This window comes from Nonomuraea mesophila, from assembly GCF_004352805.1.
GTDB lineage: Bacteria > Actinomycetota > Actinomycetes > Streptosporangiales > Streptosporangiaceae > Nonomuraea > Nonomuraea longispora.
The window spans coordinates 1-16,526 of the sequence record NZ_SMLD01000122.1; the positions used below are offsets into that span (position 1 = coordinate 1).

Sequence of the window (16,526 nt, forward strand, 5' to 3'; positions counted from 1 at the left end):
GAGGAGGGGGCGGGCTCGGGCGAGGGCGTCGGCGGCCAGGGTGCGAGCCTTGGTGGCGGCCTCTGCACGCTGTCTGACGGCGGTGATGAGCGGCATGACCCGGTCGGCCCTGGCGGCGTCGTCGAGCATGGCCTGAAGGTCGGCTCTCTCGTCGGCGCGCTCGTCGAGGGCGCGGCGGCGGGTGAGCGCCTCGGCGTGGCGGCGCCGGCGGTCGGCGAGGTCCGCGGCCTGGTCGTGACGCCGGCGGGCCGAGCGCAGCGCCTGCCCGGCCGCGGCCTGCTCCTCGGCGCTGCTTCCCACGACCGCCCGTGCGGCGTCGAGCAGGGCTCCGGCCCAGCGCAACGGGTCGGCTTCCGGTGTGAGCCACCCGGCGTCGCCGGCCTGATCGGCGGCGTTCCCGTGCGCCGGCTCCCGGGACTTCGCGCCACCGCTCTCGCGTCCTCCGCCGGCCCCGGGCTCCTGGGCGATCCCGTGCACGCCGGTGGTGGCGGAGAGGGTGTCGCCGGCGGCCTCCTCCACGCGGTTGATGGCGAAGTCGACCTGCTGCCGCAGCTCCTGGGCCTCGCGCCAGGCCAGCTTGCGGTGCTCGGCCAGCCACGCCTCCGCCTGGGTGAAGATCTGGACGGTGAACAGCCGCTCCAGCAGCTTGGCGCGTTCGTCGCCGTCGGCCCGCAGGAACCTGGCGAACTCCCCCTGCGGCAACATCGCCACCTGGCAGAACTGGTCGGCGTTCATGCCGAGCAGCTCTCCCACCAGGTGCCCGGCCTCGTCGAGCCGGGTGGTCAGCCCGTGCCACGACGATCCCCGGCGCTCGGAGACGACGACCTTGGCCTTCTCCTCGGTGGAGCCGGCGCCGCGCAGCTTGGGCCGCTGCCAGGCGGGTGAACGCCGGATGCGGAGTAAGCGGCCGCGGAGGGTCACCTCAAGGTCGACCGAGGGCCCTGTCGCGGGCGGGGCGTGGTCGCAGCGCAGGCTGCGGGCGCTGTTGCGCCGGCCGGGAACCTGGCCGTAGAGGGCGAAGCAGAGCGCGTCGAGGATCGTGGTCTTGCCCGCGCCTGTGGGCCCGTGGACGAGGAAGAGGCCGGCCTGCGCAAGGGCGTCGAAGTCGACGGTTTCGGTGCCGGGGAAGGACCCGAAGGCCGTGAACGTGAGCCGGTGCGGCCGCATCTATGCCATCGTCTCCTTCACCCTCGACGCCTCGATGGCCTGTCTTAGCAGGCTTTCCTCCTCGGCCGCCGCAGGCTCGCCGCGCACCTCGCGGACGAAGTCGAGGGCGACCTCGGCCTCCGGCCGCCCGCTCAGGCGCGCGGGCCGGGCGGCGGGGACGGAGCCTTCCGGTTCGAAGGCCAGGCCGAGGGTGTGGGGGAAGCGGGCGCGCAGGCGCTCCATGGCGGCTTTGGGGCGGACGGCGTCGGTCAGGGTGACGTGGAGCCAGTGGTCTTCGAGGCGGGCGTGCCGCGGGGAGGTCAGCAGGTCGTCGAGGCGGCCCCGCAGGGTGGCGACGGGCCGGGGCACGGGCGCGGGCACGAACTCCGTCTCCTCGCCCAGGGTGACCAGCCAGCAGCCCTTGACCTGGCCCGCCTCGGAGAAGGAGTAGGCCAGCGGCGATCCGGAGTAGCGCACGGTCTCGGACATGCGCTGGCGCCCGTGCAGGTGGCCGAGCGCGACGTAGCCGGCCCCGTCGAAGACCGGCAGGGGCACGTGGGCCACCCCGCCCACGCTGATGTCGCGCTCGCTGTCGCTGACCTGCCCGCCGGTGACGAAGCAGTGCGACAGCACCACGCAGGCGCGGTGGCGGGCGGCGTCGGCCCTGATGCGGGTCATCGCGTGCGTGAGCGCCGCGGTGTGGCTGCGGTCGGGCAGCTCCCAGCCGGCGCGGACCAGCTCGGGCTCGAGATAGGGGATGCCGTAGAAGGCGACGTCGCCGACCATCACCGGCTCCCACGCCTGGTCGGGGCGGGTGCGTACGTGCACCCCGGCCGTCTCGAACAACGCCGAGCCGAACCTGAGCCGCAGCGCCGAGTCGTGATTGCCGCTGATCAGCACCACCCGCGCCCCCGCGGCGCGCAACCGGGCCAGCGCGTCGTCGAGCAGCGCGACCGCGTCGACCGGCGGCAGCGCCCGGTCGTAGACGTCGCCGGCGATGGCCACGACGTCGACCCGCTCGGCCCGCACCGTCTCCACCAGGTGGTCGACGAACGCCGCCTGCGCCGCGAGCAGGCTCTCGCGGTGGAGTGAGCGCCCGAGGTGCCAGTCGGACGTGTGCAGGATGCGCATGTCGCAGGAAACTAACAGTTCTCACCGACAAATGTGGGCTCACCTGTCTCACGCTCCGGGAGTACGCTGGACGATCGGCGGGCAAACCAACGCACATGGGGAGGCCGATGCGCACGGGCCGTGGCACCTTGAGCGTGGCCGCCGGTCTGGTGCTGGTGGCTCTCGCGACGGTCGGATACGTCCTGCCACCCGCGTTCGACCCGCCGCCGCTCAAGGCCGATCCAGTCTTCCAGTCGATCCCGGAGCAGCCGGTCGCCGAGCTGAAGCCGGTGGCGGCGACCGCCTCCGTGCGCAGGGAGCAGGTCTCGGTGGCGGGCGAGGGGCAGCGCCTCGAGGGAACGCTCCGGGCGCCGGCGACGCCGGGGCGGCATCCGGCGATGGTGTTCGTGTCCGGGTCGGGCAACGGGTCGCGGACCGAGTTCGCGCCGCAGGCGGAGTTCCTCGCCGAAGCGGGCGTGGTGACGATCGCGTTCGACAAGCGCACGGTCGGCTACAACTTCCGCGACCGCGACTTCGGGCTGCTGGCCGACGACGCGCTGCGCATGGTGGAATACCTGCGCGACCGTCCCGAGGTGGATCCCGCCCGCATCGGGGTGTGGGGGGTCAGTGAGGGCGGCTGGGTGGTGCCCATCGCGGCGGCGAAGAGCTCCGCGGTGAAGTTCCTGGTGATGGTGTCCTCCCCGAACGTTTCCCCGCTGCGCCAGGTCGCGTGGGCGCTGAACGAGCAGTTGCTCAGGCTGCACGCCCCGATCGGCGTACGCGACCTGCTGACCAGGGCGATGGGCGGGGTCGGCTTCGACTTCCTGCGCTACGACGCGATGCCCGCCTTAAGCCAGGTCGAGCAGCCGGTCCTCGCGTTCTACGGCACCACCGACCCCTCAATCCCCTTCGTCGAGTCCACCCAGGCGCTGATCACGGCGATGAAGAAGGCGGGCAACGACGACTACACGATCCGCTTCATGGCCGAGGGCGATCACGCCATGCGGGTCCACGGCGGCGACTTCACCCAGGGCTACCTCGAGACCATGGCCAACTGGATCCTCGGTCTGCCGGACACCGCCGAGCCATCCGTACACATGGCGGGCGCCACCCCGGTCCAGCGGTTCGAGGCCAGCGACGTGCCCGCGGCCCCCTGGTACGCGGGCGGCACGATGCTGGGCCTGACGATCTGCCTGGCGGCGGTGGGCTACGTGGCGGGGCCGGTCGCCGCCATGGTCGTCCGCCTGCGCGGCCGCGCGGGCGTCACCGCCGAGGCCAACGCCCGCCTCTGGCCGCCGCTGCGGCGCAGGCTCAGCAGGATCGCGTGGACGAGCCTCGGCCTGCTGATGTCGGTGGTGGCGTTCATCATGCTGCTGGTGCTGTTCTCGGTGAACCAGGCGGGCGCCTGGCCGGCCGTGCTGGCCGGCTGGCTGGTCGTGCGCGTGCTCGCGGTGTGGATGCTGGTCCAGGAGGTCACGGCGGTGGCGGCGCTCGTGTCGGCGTTGCGCGAGGGCATGCGGCCGAGCCGCTGGCAGCACGTGGCGATCGCGGGCGTGCTGGGCGGCACCGGCCTGCTGATGGTGGCGGCGGCCTACTACGGGCTCTTCTCGTTCCCCTGGTAGACGAAGGTGTTCATCCAGCGGTCGAGCTCGGCGAACACCTGCTTGCGCACCGGCTCGGCCGACAGCACCAGGTCGTGCAGGCCGTCCGTGATGCGTACGCAGGTGACGTGCGGCCCGACCGAGGTGGACCAGCGGGCCATCTGCCGGGGGTCGAGCACGACGTCGGCCGTGCGCGCCTCCGGGACGAAGTCGCGTACGCGCAGGCCCGCCGCCGAGCTGAGCACGAGCACGGGCGCGTCCACCGCCAGGCCCGCGTGGAGCCGGCGCTGCGCCCTGCGGATGGCGGCCAGCCACATGGCGTGCACGGAGAAGCCGTGCAGGGGCTTGAGCTCCAGGTCGTAGTCCCATTCGCCCCGCAGGCTGCGGTGCAGGCTCTGCCCGTAGACGGTGCTGACGCCGAGAGGGAGGGCCCAGCGGGTGTAGGACAGCGGCGTCTTGAGCAGGTCGGCGGCCAGGCGGAGCGGCGCAGGCACGTTGAGGTCGAAGAACGGGCTGTTGAGCACGAGCCCCTGGACCAGGCCGCGGCCCCGCACGCGGTCGGCCCACAGGGGCGCGATCAGGCCGCCGGTGGAGTGGGCGTTGATCGTCAGCTCGTCGTGGTCCTGCCTGATGATGCGGACGGCCTCGTCGATCTCGGGGAAGTAGTCGGTGACGCTCCTGATCAGGCCCCTGGTCTGGTGGGGCAGCAGCGAGCGGCCGTATTTGCGCAGGTCGAGGGCGTAGAAGTCGATGCCGCGGCCGACGTAGTGCTCGGCCAGGTGGTCCTGGAAGAAGTAGTCGGTGAACCCGTGCAGGTAGAGCACGGCCCTGCGGGTGGAGGTGGTGGCCCGCCTGGCGACCAGCGTCGCGACGACCGGGCCTTCGAAGTCGTCGGGCAGGGGCAGCACGGTGGTCTCGTACACGTCAGACACGATAAGGATCGTCGGGCCACGACGGCACCCCGGGCGGGAGATCCCGGCTGACCGTCATCGGGAATCGGGCGGGCCGTTTCTCCAGGAAGGCGCTGACGCCTTCGGCCGCGTCGGGCGCGCCGCCGAGCTCGGTCATGAGCCGGGAGTCGGCCGCGTGCGCCTCCCAGGGCGAGGCCGCCGACAGGCCCGACCACATGAGCCTGCGTACGGCTGCCACGGAGACGGCGGAGGTGTTCGCGGCGATCTCCCCCGCCAGCGCGTACGCCGCGGGCAGCAGCTCGTCCGCCGGGTACACGCGCGAGACGAGCCGCCCTTCGAGCGCCTCCGAGGCCGGGAAGACGCGGCCGGTCGCGGCCCACTCCATGGCCTGGGCGATGCCGACGATCCTGGGCAGGAACCAGCTGGACGCCGCCTCGGTGACGATCCCGCGCCGCGCGAACACGAATCCGAATCTGGCCGTGTCCGAGGCGAGGCGCACGTCCATGGGCAGCGTCATCGTGACCCCGACCCCCACGGCCGCGCCGTTGATCGCGCCGATGACCGGTTTGAGCGACCTGGCGATCCTGAGCGCGACCGTGCCGCCGCCGTCGCGCGGCGCGCCGTCCACGAGGTCCCGCTCCTGAGGTCCGCCGTCCTGGTGGGCCGGGCGCGCGAACGTGTCGCCGCCGCCGCTCAGGTCGGCCCCGGCGCAGAACGCGCGGCCCGCCCCGGTCACCACCACGGCGCGTACGTCGTCGTCCGCGTCGGCCAGGTCGAACGCCTCGATCAGTTCGGCGCGCATGGTCAGGGTGAAGGCGTTGAGCCGTTCGGGCCGGCGCAGCGTCACGGTGGCGACGCGATCGCTCACCTCGTACCCGATCTCGGTGAAGGCCATGAACGGAATCTTATTCGGTTCTTGAAGTTCATCCTCCGATAAGGAGACATTTCGTATTCTTTGCGTAGGCTGCCGCCTCGATCAGACCTGAGACGGGCCACGTCAGCGGCCTGCCTCAGCGCAGCGATCTCCGTGTCTTCGGCGAGCCGCACCGGCGGGTCCACCACAGGATGCGGTTATCGCGCCTATGGTGGTGAACGCGGGGAAACGGGGAAGGCGTGCGGCAGGCAAAGGAACCGAAAAGCGCCCGAGCGGTCCTGGGCTGGCTGGTGCTGGGGGCACTCGCGCCCGGCGCCGCCCATATGCGCGCCGGATGGCGAAGGACCGGTCTGGCACTGCTCTCGTGCTACGCCGCCCTGCTGCTGGGCCTGCTCGCCCTGGGCCTGACGACCGACAACCTGCTCGGCTCGCTGACCGAGGACTCCTGGCTGACGGCCATCCTCGCCGGCGCGTCCGTGCTGGGCGTCGCGTGGTTCGCCCTCATCGTGCACTCGTTCGTCGTGCTGCGGCCGGGACGGCTGCCGCAGGCGGGGCAGATCGTCACCGGCACGCTCGCCGGACTGCTCGCCGTCACCGTCGTGGTGCCGTTCGGGCTGGTCGCGCAGTTCGTCTGGACCTCGCAGCAGACCCTCGACGGCATCTTCCAGCAGCCCGCCGGCGACACCGACGACGACGGGCCCGTCGCGGCCGAGCCGGAGCCGGAGAACCCGTGGGCGGGCCGGCGCCGGGTCAACATCCTGCTCCTCGGCGGCGACGCCGACGACCACAGGGTCGGCGTGCGTACCGACAGCATGAACCTGGCCAGCGTCGACGTGGAGAGCGGCAACACCGTGCTGTTCAGCCTGCCGCGCAACCTGGAGGAGGTACGCTTCCGCCCCGGCACCCCGATGGCCGAGCGTTTCCCCACCGGCTTCCGCCTGCCTCCCGACCCGGGCGGCGGGCGCAGCGACCTGCTCAACAGCGTCTGGGAGTACGCCGACTCCCACCCCGAGATCTTCGACGGCAAGGAGCACCAGGGCGCCAAGGTGCTGATGGACACGATCGGCTACACCCTCGGCGTCAAGGTCGACTGGTACGCCCTGGTCAACATGTGGGGCTTCGCCCGCCTCATCGACGCCATCGGCGGTGTCACCCTCACCGTCGAGAAGGACGTCGTGTTCGGCAGGTACAACGAGGGCCTGGTCAAGGCCGGCACACGCAAGCTCAAGGGCGCCGACGCCATGTGGTACGCCCGCTCACGGACCTACAGCGACGACTACACCCGGATGCGCCGCCAGCGCTGCGTGCTCGGCGCCATCCTCGACCAGGCCGACCCGGCGACCGTGCTGACCAGGTTCAACAAGATCGCGCTGGCCACCAAAGAGCTGATCAGGACCGACATCCCGCGGCCGATGCTCAAACACCTCGTGCCGCTCGCGCTGAAGGTCAAGAACGCGAAGGTGTCCAGCGTGCAGTTCGTGCCGCCGCTCATCAACACCGGCTACCCCGACTGGGACAAGATCCGCGACGTCGCCGACAAGGCCATCCGCGACTCCAAGGACACCAAGCCCGCCGTCGCCGCCTCGGCCACCCCGTCGACGCATGCGACGGCGACGACCGGGAAGGCCGAGCGCCCGTCGAAGAAGACCGGCGCGCCGACCACCGCGCCGACCACCGCGCCGACCACCGGGCCGACCACCGGGCCGGCGGAGAAGAAGGCCGGCGACGATCCGGCCACGGGCCTCAAGGACGGCTGCGGCGCCGCACTGGCGAACGGCTGACCGGCCGCCGGGTCAGGGCAGCCGGGTGGCGATCCTGCCCACCGGTACGCCGCCGCCCAGCACGTCCACCCGCTCGTACGCCTCCGCCCCGCCCACGTCGCAGCCCATCAGGCGCAGCACGTCCAGTGCGATGGCGGTGGTGGCGCGCGGGCTGCCGTCGATGACCTTCACCGCCGCCGAGTGCCCCGACTCCAGCGCCACGACCATCACGCCCTCCGCGCCGCCCTTGGCCAGGGCGCCGGGCAGCGCCCGCATGAGGCCGGTGTTCTGGTGTCCGGTGCCGCCGACGTACTCGGGGTGCTCGCGCATCGCATCGGCGACCTGGCGCGGCCCGCTGCCGGGCGCGGCGGCCACCAGCCCCCGCACCGCCCGCGCGAGGCCGGTCAGGGTGAGCCCGAGCAGCGGCGCCCCGCATCCGTCGATCGCCACGTGCGCGGCCTTCTCCCCCGCCAGTTCCTCGGTGACGGTGCGGACGTGGAGCTGCAGGGGATGGCCGGGAGCCAGGTAACCGGGCACGTCCCAGCCGTTCGCCACACAGGCGGCCAGCATGGCGGCGTGCTTGCCCGAGCAGTTCATGCGCTCGCGGGAGACGTCCTGGCCCTGCCTGATCAGCTCGCGCATGGTGGGCTGGTCCTCGGGCCACGAGGGCGGGCAGGCCAGCGCGTCGAAGCCGAGGCCGTAGTCGTCGAGCAGCTCGCGCACGAGACGTACGTGGAAGTCCTCGCCCGTGTGGCTGCCCGCCGCGACAGCGAGGCTCGGCCCCGCCAGCGCGGCGCCCGCCGTCAGACAGGCCAGCGCCTGGAACGGCTTGGCCGACGAGCGCGGCAGCACCGGCGCGTCGACCGGGCCGAGCGCCACCTCCGTGCGCCCGGAGGGGCCGAGGCCGACGGCGCTGCCGTAGTGCACGCTCTCCACGAAGCCTGACCGGATCACCTCGGCGAGCAGGGCGAGTTCAGGCACGTGCGGGTCTCCTTCCGGGCAGGGAGGGCCGGCGGGCCTCCAGGGTGCGGGCCAGTTTGGACAGTGAGGCGTTGACGACCAGGTAGATCAGCGCGACCACGAGGTACGTCTGGATGACGAGGTGGTTGTAGGCGGCCAGGACCTTGCCGCTGTAGAGCAGCTCGCCGTAGCTGACGATGAAGCCGAGCGAGGTGTCCTTGAGCAGCCCGACGGACTGGCTGACGATGGACGGCAGCACCCGGCTCGCGGCCTGGGGCAACACGACCAGCCGCATCGTCTGGAAAGGGGTGAGCCCGACGGCCAGGCCGGCCTCGGTCTGGCCGCGTTCGACGGCGTTGAGGCCGGCGCGGAAGATCTCGGCGAAGGCGGCCGCGTTCGAGACGGTCAGCGGCACGACCAGCTTCCAGAACAGCGGCAGGTCCATGCCGTAGCGCGGCAGCGCGAACAGCACCACGTACACCAGCAGCAGCGCCGGGATGGTCCTGACCACCTCGACGTATCCGGCGGCGGGCAGGCGCACCCACCGGCGCGGGGAGAGCCGGCCCAGCGCCAGCAGCAGCCCGAGCGCCATGGACAGCGCCGCGGAGACGACGGCCGCGAGGAAGGTGGACCACAGGCCGTCGAGGAGGTAGCGCCACATGGGCCAGGTCGCGTACGGCTGCCAGCGCGCCGCGTCGAGCTGCCCGTTGGCGGCGAACTGCCGCACGGCCAGGGCGGCGAGCGCGACGGCGGCGAGCGCGCCGAGCACGGTCGCGATCCGGATGCGCCTTCTGGCCTTCGGCCCCGGCTCGTCGAAGAGCGCGGTGCTCGTCATCGGGGTGACCGCCTTGGGAGTGGCCGGAGGGTCGTCATCGGAGGATCACCAGTCTGCGTTCGAGCCGCCCGGTGACGAACCCGGCCGCGGCGGCGATCAGGGCGTAGGCCACGCCCGCGCCCACGAAGATCGGGATCGGCTGCGCCTCGACGAGGTTGACCCGGTTGGCCGCGGCCGTCAGATCGACGACGCCGACGGCCGCGGCGAGTGCGGTGTTCATGGTCGTCATGATGAAGATGTTGCCGAGCGGCTGGACGACCGTGCGCAGCGCCTGCGGCAGGATGACGTGCCGCAGCGACTGGCCGAACGTCAGCCCGATGGCCCTGGCGGCCTCGCCCTGGCCTTTCGACACCGCGTTCACGCCCGAGCGCAGGGCCTCACCGACGTAGGCGCCCTCGTACACGGCGATGACCACGATGGCCGTCACCAGCAGGCCGGCCTGGATGCCGATCTCCGGCAGGCCGAAGAAGGCGAGGACGAGCAGCACGAGCAGCGGCAGGTTCTGGAACGTCTCGACGTAGGCGGTGCCGAGGGCGCGCAGCACCCTGACGGGGCTGACGCGCAGGGCGCACACCAGCACGCCCAGCACCGCCGCGCCCGCGAACGACCCGGCGGTGAGCTGGAACGTCACGACCAGCCCCTGCCACAGCTCGGGCAGGTGGTCCAGGAGGACGGACATCAGGACCCCGGCACGGAGCCGATCCGCGGCGGCTGGGGAGCCTCGCCGGTCACGACGGTGCCGATGGACTGCTTCCAGATCTGCTGCCAGACCCCGGCGTCCTGCGTCTTCTTGAGCCAGTCGTTGAGGAACTTCTTGAACGTGTCGTCACCGTGCTTGAGCCCGATGCCGTACGGGTCCTCGGTGAACGGCTTGGTGACGATCTCGATCGCCGGGTCGGCCTTGGCGTCGGCGATGAGGATCGTCTCGTCCTGCACGTACGCGACGCCGCGGTCCTGCTTGAGCGCCTGGACGCATTCGGGGTCGCTGCCGAACGTGATGATCTCCGCCTGCGGCGCCAGCTTCTTGATCGCGGGGATCGCCGGGGTGTTCGCGCCCGCCAGGACCTTCTTGCCGTTCAGGTCCTCCGGCTTGGCGATGCCGGTCGTGCCCTTCTTCACCGCGATCGACAGACCCGAGGTGTAGTACGGGCCCGCGAACGACACCTGCTTCGCGCGTTCCTCGGTGATCGTGTACGTCTGGAAGACGACGTCCACGGTGCCGTTGGCGAGCAGGGCCTCCCGGGTCTCCGACGCCGAGTTGACGATCTTCACCTTGGGCTCGCCGATGATGTACGTGGCCAGCGCCCTGCCCATCTCCGCGTCGAATCCCTCGACCTCGCCGGTGACGGGGTTCTGCTGGGAGAGCAGGGGCGCGTCCAGCGAGCCGCCCACGAGCAGCTCACCGCGCTTCTTGATCTTCTCCATGGTCGAGCCGGGCAGGATCTCGGCCGCCGTCGCGACCGGCGCCTTGGCCAGCACGTCGGGGCCGCTGCTGCGGGGCTCTCCCGGCACGGCTGGGCTGCTCGACTCACCGCAGGCCGCAAGGGTTAACACCGCGAACGCGGCGGCGGCGACAAACCTCTTCATGAACAGCTCACTTCCTTCGATATCGAAGATAAGCCGGACCGTAGTGGGATATTTCGTACTAAGTCAATACGTTGTCGTCGGAAGTCGACGCATGGTAGGTATTTTCACATGAACCAGCGGCTGCCCGTGCAGGGGGCACAGGGCGACCTGCTGCGACTCGTCGCCATCGGCAAGGCCGAGTCACGCGCGGACCTCGCGCGTTTATCCGGCCTGGCCGCGTCCAGCGTGTCGTTGCGCGTCGAAGAGCTCCTCGACGCCGGCCTGCTGGCCGAGGAGGGCTCCGGCACCTCGCGCGGCGGCCGGCGGCCCCGGCGGCTGCGCCTGTCGGACACGGCCGGCGTGCTCGCGGTCGCCGACCTCGGCGCCCACCACGTACGCCTCGGCCTGCTCGACCTCAGCGGCGCCCCGCTCGTCGTCGAGGAGCGACCCTGCGAGATCGCCGACGGCCCACGGGCCACGCTCGACCGCATCGCCGGCGCGTTCGACGAACTGCTGGCCGAGCATGTGCCCGCGACCGTGCCGCTGCGCGGGATCGGCACCGGCGTCCCCGGCCCCGTGGACCCGCTCACCCAGCGGGTCGTGACGCCCTCGCGCATGCCGGGCTGGAACGACTTCCCGGTGGCCGAGTACCTGGCCACCCGCTACGACCTGCCGATCCTGGTCGAGAACGACGCCAACCTGATGGCCGCGGGCGAGGCGCGGTGCTGGCCCGACCGCCGCAACCTCATGGTCGTCAAGGCCGGTACGGGCATCGGCTGCGGCGTCGTCGTGAACGGCCGCCTGCACCGGGGCCGGGGCGCGGCCGGCGACATCAGCCACGTCCGCGTGCGGTCGGACTCCTCCGTCCTCTGCGCCTGCGGCCACCCCGACTGCCTGGAGGCCTACGCCAGCGGCGCCGCCCTGATGGCCGCCCTGTCGGAGGCCGGGATCCCGGTGACCCGCACCGGCGACATCGTGGGGCTCGTCAACGACGCGATCCCGGAGGCGACCAGCCTGGTGCGCAACGCCGGCCGGCGGATCGGCGAGGTCCTCACCGTGCTGGTCAACTTCTTCAACCCGGACGTGGTGGCGGTGGGCGGCAGCCTGTCGGCCGCCGAGCCTCTGATCACGTCGATCCGGGCGGCCGTGTGGGAACGCTGCCTCCCTCTGGCCACGAGGGACCTGGAGGTGGCGCCGGCGCGTGCGGGCCGCGACGCCGCACTCCTGGGCGCCGGCGCCCTGCTGCTGGAGGCCGCACTGACGTGAAGGCCACGCCGCGGAGCCCACGGCGCCTCATCACGGCCCCGCAGCGGCGGAGCCCACCGCGCCTCATCACGGCCCCGCGACGGCGTAGTCCACGGCGCGCTCCTGGCCGAGCCGCGTCCCCTGGCGGAAGGCCGTCGCGAACGCCCTGCCGCCCAGCGCGCACCGCGCCTGCTCCCTGCAGCGCTCGTGCCCTGCCGCGTGGTACCACAGCCGTTCGGGCGAGGCTCCCATCGTCTGCCACAGCGCGTGGGCGGCGCCCATCAGCCCGGCGGCCCGCCGGTGGTCCTGGCGCGCGCCCGCGATCCACGCCAGCACCTCCAGGCACTGGGTGAGGCACCAGCGGTCGTCGACCTCCCCGGTGAACACGGCCGCCGACGTCACCAGCGCCTCGGCCCTGCGGCAGTCGCCCAGGTTCCAGCGCACGACGCCGAGCGCCAGCTGGGCGTACGCGCGGGAGATCTGCGCGTGGTGCTTCTCGCTCAGGTCGAGCAGCTCCTCGCCGAACTCGGCGGCCTTCCCGGCGTGGCCGACGGAGCCGTACGCGGCCGCGTAGTAGAGGTTGAGCATGACGCCGTCCAGGTTCTCCCCCGCCCGGTGCAGGGCCAGCGACTCACGGAGCAGCGACAGGCCGCGCTCGTGGTCTCCGCTGGAGAAGGCCGCGACGCCGGCGGTCCTGATGGCGTACGGAAGGACGGCCTCGTTGCCAGGGCGGCGGGCCAGGTCGAGGCACTCCTCCAGCCTGGGCAGCGCCCTCATGAGGTCGCCCTGGCGAAGGGCGAGCGTGCTGTCCACCCAGAGCGCCGTCGCGCGGGTCCTGCCCGGCTCCGGCACCAGGTCGAGGCCGCGCTCCAGCCAGTACCTGCCCTCGATCAGCGAGCCGGCCAGCAGCCAGTAGCACCACAACGCCGAGGCGATGTCGAGGCCCACCCGCGCCAGCGGCGGCCGGCTCAGGCAGGCTTCGAGGGCGACCCGCACGTTGGGCAGCTCGACCCGCAGCCGCCGGTAGCGTTCGAGCTGGTCGGGCACCAGCCGGTCGATCCGGCTGTCGCAGACCAGGTCCCGGTAGTGGTCGACGTAGCGCCCGCGCAGCGGGTCCTTGTCGGAGGGCGCCAGCCGCTCGCCGCCGTAGGCGCGCAGGCTCTCCAGCATGCGGTATCTGAGCCCGCTCCCCCGCCGCTCGCAGCACACCACCGACTTGTCGACCAGCCCGGCCAGCAGGTCGAGCACGTCGGCGGCGTCGATCCCGTCGCCGCTGCACACCGATTCGGCGGTGTCCAGGTCGACCCCGGCGGGGAACATCGACAGCCGGGCCCAGAGCCGCTGCTCCCCCGGCGAGCACAGCCCGTAGCTCCAGTCGGTGGTCGCCCGCACCGAGTGGTGGCGCGGCAGCGCGGCGCAGATGTCGGCGGCCAGCACGTCGATGGGCCGGTCCAGCTCGCGCAGCAGCTCGTCGAGTGACATCGTCCGCAGCCTGGCCGCGGCCAGCTCGATCGCCAGCGGCACACCCTCCAGGCGCTGGGCCAGCCGGGCCACCCGGTGCGCGTTGTCCGCGGCGAGGGAGAACCCGGGCAGGACGGCCGCCATGCGGTCCTCGAGCAGGCGGACGGAGTCGTGGCGGACGATCTCTCCAGGCGGGCCGGCCGGGTCGGGCACCGGCAGCGGCCGTACGGGCAGCACCCGCTCGCCGTAGACGCCCAGCGTCTGCCTGCTGGTGACCAGGACGCGCAGCCGGGGAGCGACCCGCAGCAGCCGGTCCACGAAGCGGCCGCAGATCGTGCACAGGTGCTCGCAGTTGTCCAGGACCAGCAGCATGCGCTTGCCCGCCACGTAATCCACCAGCGCGTTCATCGGGTCGGGGCCCGTGTCGTGCAACCCCAGCGCCGTGGCCACCGCCGGCTCCAGCAGCTCGCCCGTCTCCAGCGTGCCCAGTTCGACCACGCCGACGCCGTCGCGGAACATCCCCTGCACGTGCTCGACGATCCGCAGGGCCAGGTGGGTCTTGCCCACGCCGCCCGGCCCCGTCAACGTGAGCAGCCGTCCCTGGGTGAGCGCCTTCCTGGCGGTGGACAGCTCCCGTCTGCGGCCGATGAAGGACGCTCCGCCTGTCAGCAGGCCGCCGTCGGACTTCATGAGGAACTCCCAGGGTTACGGTGGTCCTGCTCGCCGACCCAGGCGGCGATCTGGGCCCGCGAGGTGAACCCGAGCTTGTTCAGGATGTGCTCGACGTGCCCTTCCGCGGTCCGCTGGGCGATGACCAGCGAAGCGGCGATCGCCTTGTTGCTCATTCCCTCGGCGACGAGCCGGGCGATCTGCGACTCCCTGCGGGTGAGCGGCGACGGCTCGGTGTCCTGCTTGCCGCGCGGCGGGTCCTCGCCCATGGCGTACGCGACCGCGGCGGCGGAGCCGAGTTCCGTGCCCTTGCGGAAGGCGGACTCGAAGCGCCTGGCGCCGAGCCGTTCCCGGGTGGAGGCCTCGCAGGCGTCGTGGTAGTCGGACAGGTTGCCGAACAGCGGTCCGCCGAAGGAGCGCCAGTTCTCCCGCGCGGCCCCGAGCAGGACGGCGGCGCGCTCGGGTTCGTCGCCGGCCGCCATCCACGCCAGCGCCTCGATGCACAGGGCGACGCCGAGGCGGTCGTCGAAGGGCTGCTTGAGCCGGATGGCCAGGCGTTCCATCTCGACCGCCTCCGCGGTCTCCCCCTGCCTCCACTTCTCGACCCCGTACACCCACAGCGTGTACGACCTGAACCAGTGCTCCTCGCGCGCCTCGCACATCTCCATGCACTCCTTGAAGTGCGTGACGGCCTGTTCGGCCTGGCCGAGGAGCGAGTGCGCGGTGGCGAGGTAGATCAGCGCGTTCACCACGCCCGTCTGGTCGTCCTCGTCGCGGCTGCGCTCCACCGCCTCGCCGAGCATGGTGAGCGCGCTGTCGAGGTCGCGCTGGAGCAGGGCGGAGAAGCCGACGACGTAGGCGGACCCGGCCAGGATCGACTCCTCGCCGAGCCGCTCGACCAGGCCGTGGCATTCGTCCAGCATGGCCGCCGCGACCGTGAAGTCGCTCTGCAGGACGGCCAGCCGGGCGTCGACGACGAGGGCGCGGGCGCGGGCCGCGCTGGGCTCGCGGTCCTCGGCGAGCAGGCGGTCGAGCCAGCTGCGGCCCTCGCGGAACGAGCCGGACGCGATCCAGTAGAAGCGCAGGGCCGTGGCGATCTCCAGGCCGGGTTCGGCCTCGCCCGGCGTCGTCAGGCAGAAGTCGAGGGCCGCGCGGATGTTGTCGTGCTCGGCGCGCAGGCGGGCGAACCAGGCCAGCTGCTCGGGGCCGTACCAGGCCTGCTGTGCCTGGTCGACCAGGTCGTGGCACCAGTCGCGGTGCCGGGTCCGCAGCTCGTGCTCGCCGCCGGACTCCCGCAGCCGGTCGCGGCCGTACTGGCGGATGGTCTCCAGCAGGCGGTACCGCACGGACGAGCCGTGTTCCTCGCGCGCCAGCACCGACTTGCCGACGAGGCCGCTGACCAGGTCGAGCATCTCGTCCGGTTCGATGCCGTCGTCCGAGCACACCTGCTCGGCCGCCTCCAGGTCGACGCCTCCCGAGAAGACCGACAGCCGGGCCCAGAGCAGTTGTTCCTGCTCGGTGCAGAGCTCGTAGCTCCAGTCGATCAGCGCCCGCAGCGTCCGCTGGCGGGGCATGGCGGTGCGCGCCCCCTTGGTGAGCAGCCGGAAACGGTCGTCCAGCCGGGCCAGCAGCTGGTCGACCGAGATGGCCCTGAGCGACACGGCGGCCAGCTCGATCGCCAGCGGGATGCCGTCGAGCCGACGGCAGATGCGCGCCACGCTGTCGCCGTTGTCGTCGGTGAGCTCGAAGCCGGGGAGCACGGCGTGGGCTCGGTCGACGAACAGCCGCACCGCGTCCGACTGCCGCAGCGCCGCGGTGGACGGGCGGTCGCCGTCCAGGCCCGGGACCACGAGGGGCGGCACCGGCATCGTCAGCTCGCCGGTGACGCCGAGCGCCTGCCTGCTCGTCGCGAGGATGCTGAGGCGAGGCGCCGCGCGGATCAGCGTGGCGGCCAGGACCGCGCAGTCGTCCAGCAGGTGCTCGCAGTTGTCGAGGACCACGAGCAGGTGTTCGTCCCGCAAGCTCTCGCTGAGCACGTCGATCGGGGAGCGTACGGACCGGTCCTGGATCCCGAGGGCCTCGCTCACCGTCTGGGCGAGCAGCTCGGGGTCCTCCAGCGCGGCCAGCTCGATGAGCCACACACCGTCGGGGAAGGCGCGGCGCACGTCGAGCGCCACTCGCAGGGCCAGCCGGGACTTGCCGACTCCTCCCACGCCGACCAGCGTCACCAGCCTGGACTCGGACAGGAGCCGTTTGACATCGGCCACCTCGTGCCGGCGGCCCACGAAGCTGTTCAACTCCGCCGGCAACCGGCAGTCGTTCGCGATGTTCGACTCAGCCATGATCACTCCAGCGGTCCGGCGATCACCGGACCGTCGCTGCCGGACC

Annotated in this window: 13 protein-coding genes; 3 read left to right on the top strand and 10 right to left on the bottom strand. The window is 72.3% G+C overall.

Annotated features, from left to right (window positions below; all coding sequences use genetic code 11):
• On the bottom strand, positions 1 to 1,167 hold a 1,167-nt coding region (locus E1295_RS33865; protein ID WP_132636911.1), incomplete at its 3' end, for an AAA family ATPase.
• A complete protein-coding gene (locus tag E1295_RS33870) occupies positions 1,168 to 2,277 on the bottom strand; it encodes an exonuclease SbcCD subunit D (protein WP_132636913.1) in 1,110 nt (369 codons plus the stop codon). It lies immediately after the preceding gene.
• Positions 2,278 to 2,384: 107 nt separating this feature from the next.
• Between E1295_RS33870 and E1295_RS33875 the strand changes: the two genes are divergently transcribed.
• The gene (locus E1295_RS33875; protein ID WP_132636915.1) at positions 2,385 to 3,878 is read left to right on the top strand and encodes a prolyl oligopeptidase family serine peptidase; all 1,494 of its coding nucleotides are present in this window, start codon (positions 2,385 to 2,387) and stop codon (positions 3,876 to 3,878) included.
• On the opposite strand, the gene E1295_RS33880 is transcribed toward E1295_RS33875, so the two are convergent.
• Both E1295_RS33880 and E1295_RS33885 read right to left on the bottom strand, forming a co-directional pair.
• Positions 3,851 to 4,789, bottom strand: a complete 939-nt coding sequence (locus E1295_RS33880; protein ID WP_246080665.1) for an alpha/beta hydrolase — start codon at positions 4,787 to 4,789, stop codon at positions 3,851 to 3,853. The two genes, E1295_RS33875 and E1295_RS33880, sit on opposite strands and share 28 nt — an antisense overlap.
• Entirely contained in the window at positions 4,782 to 5,663 is an 882-nt protein-coding gene (locus E1295_RS33885; protein WP_132636917.1) for an enoyl-CoA hydratase-related protein, read from the bottom strand. Before E1295_RS33885 ends, E1295_RS33880 begins: the two co-directional genes overlap by 8 nt.
• A 218-nt stretch (positions 5,664 to 5,881) precedes the next feature.
• On the opposite strand from E1295_RS33885, the gene E1295_RS33890 reads away from it, so the two are divergent.
• Positions 5,882 to 7,423 carry an LCP family protein gene (locus tag E1295_RS33890; protein ID WP_246080667.1) on the top strand — a complete coding sequence of 514 codons (1,542 nt, stop codon included), beginning with the start codon at positions 5,882 to 5,884 and terminating at the stop codon, positions 7,421 to 7,423.
• 12 nt (positions 7,424 to 7,435) lie between these two features.
• On the opposite strand, the gene E1295_RS33895 is transcribed toward E1295_RS33890, so the two are convergent.
• Genes E1295_RS33895 through E1295_RS33910 form a run of 4 tightly spaced genes read right to left on the bottom strand, consistent with a single transcriptional unit; the run spans position 7,436 to position 10,784 of the window.
• Positions 7,436 to 8,383 carry an asparaginase gene (locus E1295_RS33895; RefSeq protein WP_132636919.1) on the bottom strand — a complete coding sequence of 316 codons (948 nt, stop codon included), beginning with the start codon at positions 8,381 to 8,383 and terminating at the stop codon, positions 7,436 to 7,438.
• Entirely contained in the window at positions 8,376 to 9,197 is an 822-nt protein-coding gene (locus E1295_RS33900) for an amino acid ABC transporter permease (protein ID WP_132636921.1), read from the bottom strand. The genes E1295_RS33895 and E1295_RS33900 overlap by 8 nt, the downstream gene beginning before the upstream one ends.
• A 34-nt stretch (positions 9,198 to 9,231) precedes the next feature.
• Positions 9,232 to 9,876 carry an amino acid ABC transporter permease gene (locus E1295_RS33905; protein ID WP_132636923.1) on the bottom strand — a complete coding sequence of 215 codons (645 nt, stop codon included), beginning with the start codon at positions 9,874 to 9,876 and terminating at the stop codon, positions 9,232 to 9,234.
• Positions 9,876 to 10,784 (bottom strand): glutamate ABC transporter substrate-binding protein, encoded by a 909-nt coding sequence (locus E1295_RS33910; RefSeq protein WP_132636925.1) that lies wholly within the window; start codon positions 10,782 to 10,784, stop codon positions 9,876 to 9,878. Before E1295_RS33910 ends, E1295_RS33905 begins: the two co-directional genes overlap by 1 nt.
• A gap of 108 nt (positions 10,785 to 10,892) precedes the next feature.
• Between E1295_RS33910 and E1295_RS33915 the strand changes: the two genes are divergently transcribed.
• Positions 10,893 to 12,029: an ROK family transcriptional regulator gene (locus E1295_RS33915; RefSeq protein ID WP_246080669.1), complete on the top strand. Its 1,137-nt coding sequence runs from the start codon at positions 10,893 to 10,895 to the stop codon at positions 12,027 to 12,029.
• A 66-nt stretch (positions 12,030 to 12,095) separates the two neighbouring features.
• On the opposite strand, the gene E1295_RS33920 is transcribed toward E1295_RS33915, so the two are convergent.
• Positions 12,096 to 14,159, bottom strand: a complete 2,064-nt coding sequence (locus tag E1295_RS33920; RefSeq protein ID WP_132636927.1) for an ATP-binding protein — start codon at positions 14,157 to 14,159, stop codon at positions 12,096 to 12,098.
• On the bottom strand, positions 14,156 to 16,480 hold the full coding sequence (locus tag E1295_RS33925) for an ATP-binding protein (protein ID WP_132636929.1): 2,325 nt from the start codon (positions 16,478 to 16,480) through the stop codon (positions 14,156 to 14,158). Before E1295_RS33925 ends, E1295_RS33920 begins: the two co-directional genes overlap by 4 nt.
• Positions 16,481 to 16,526: the final 46 nt, after the last annotated feature.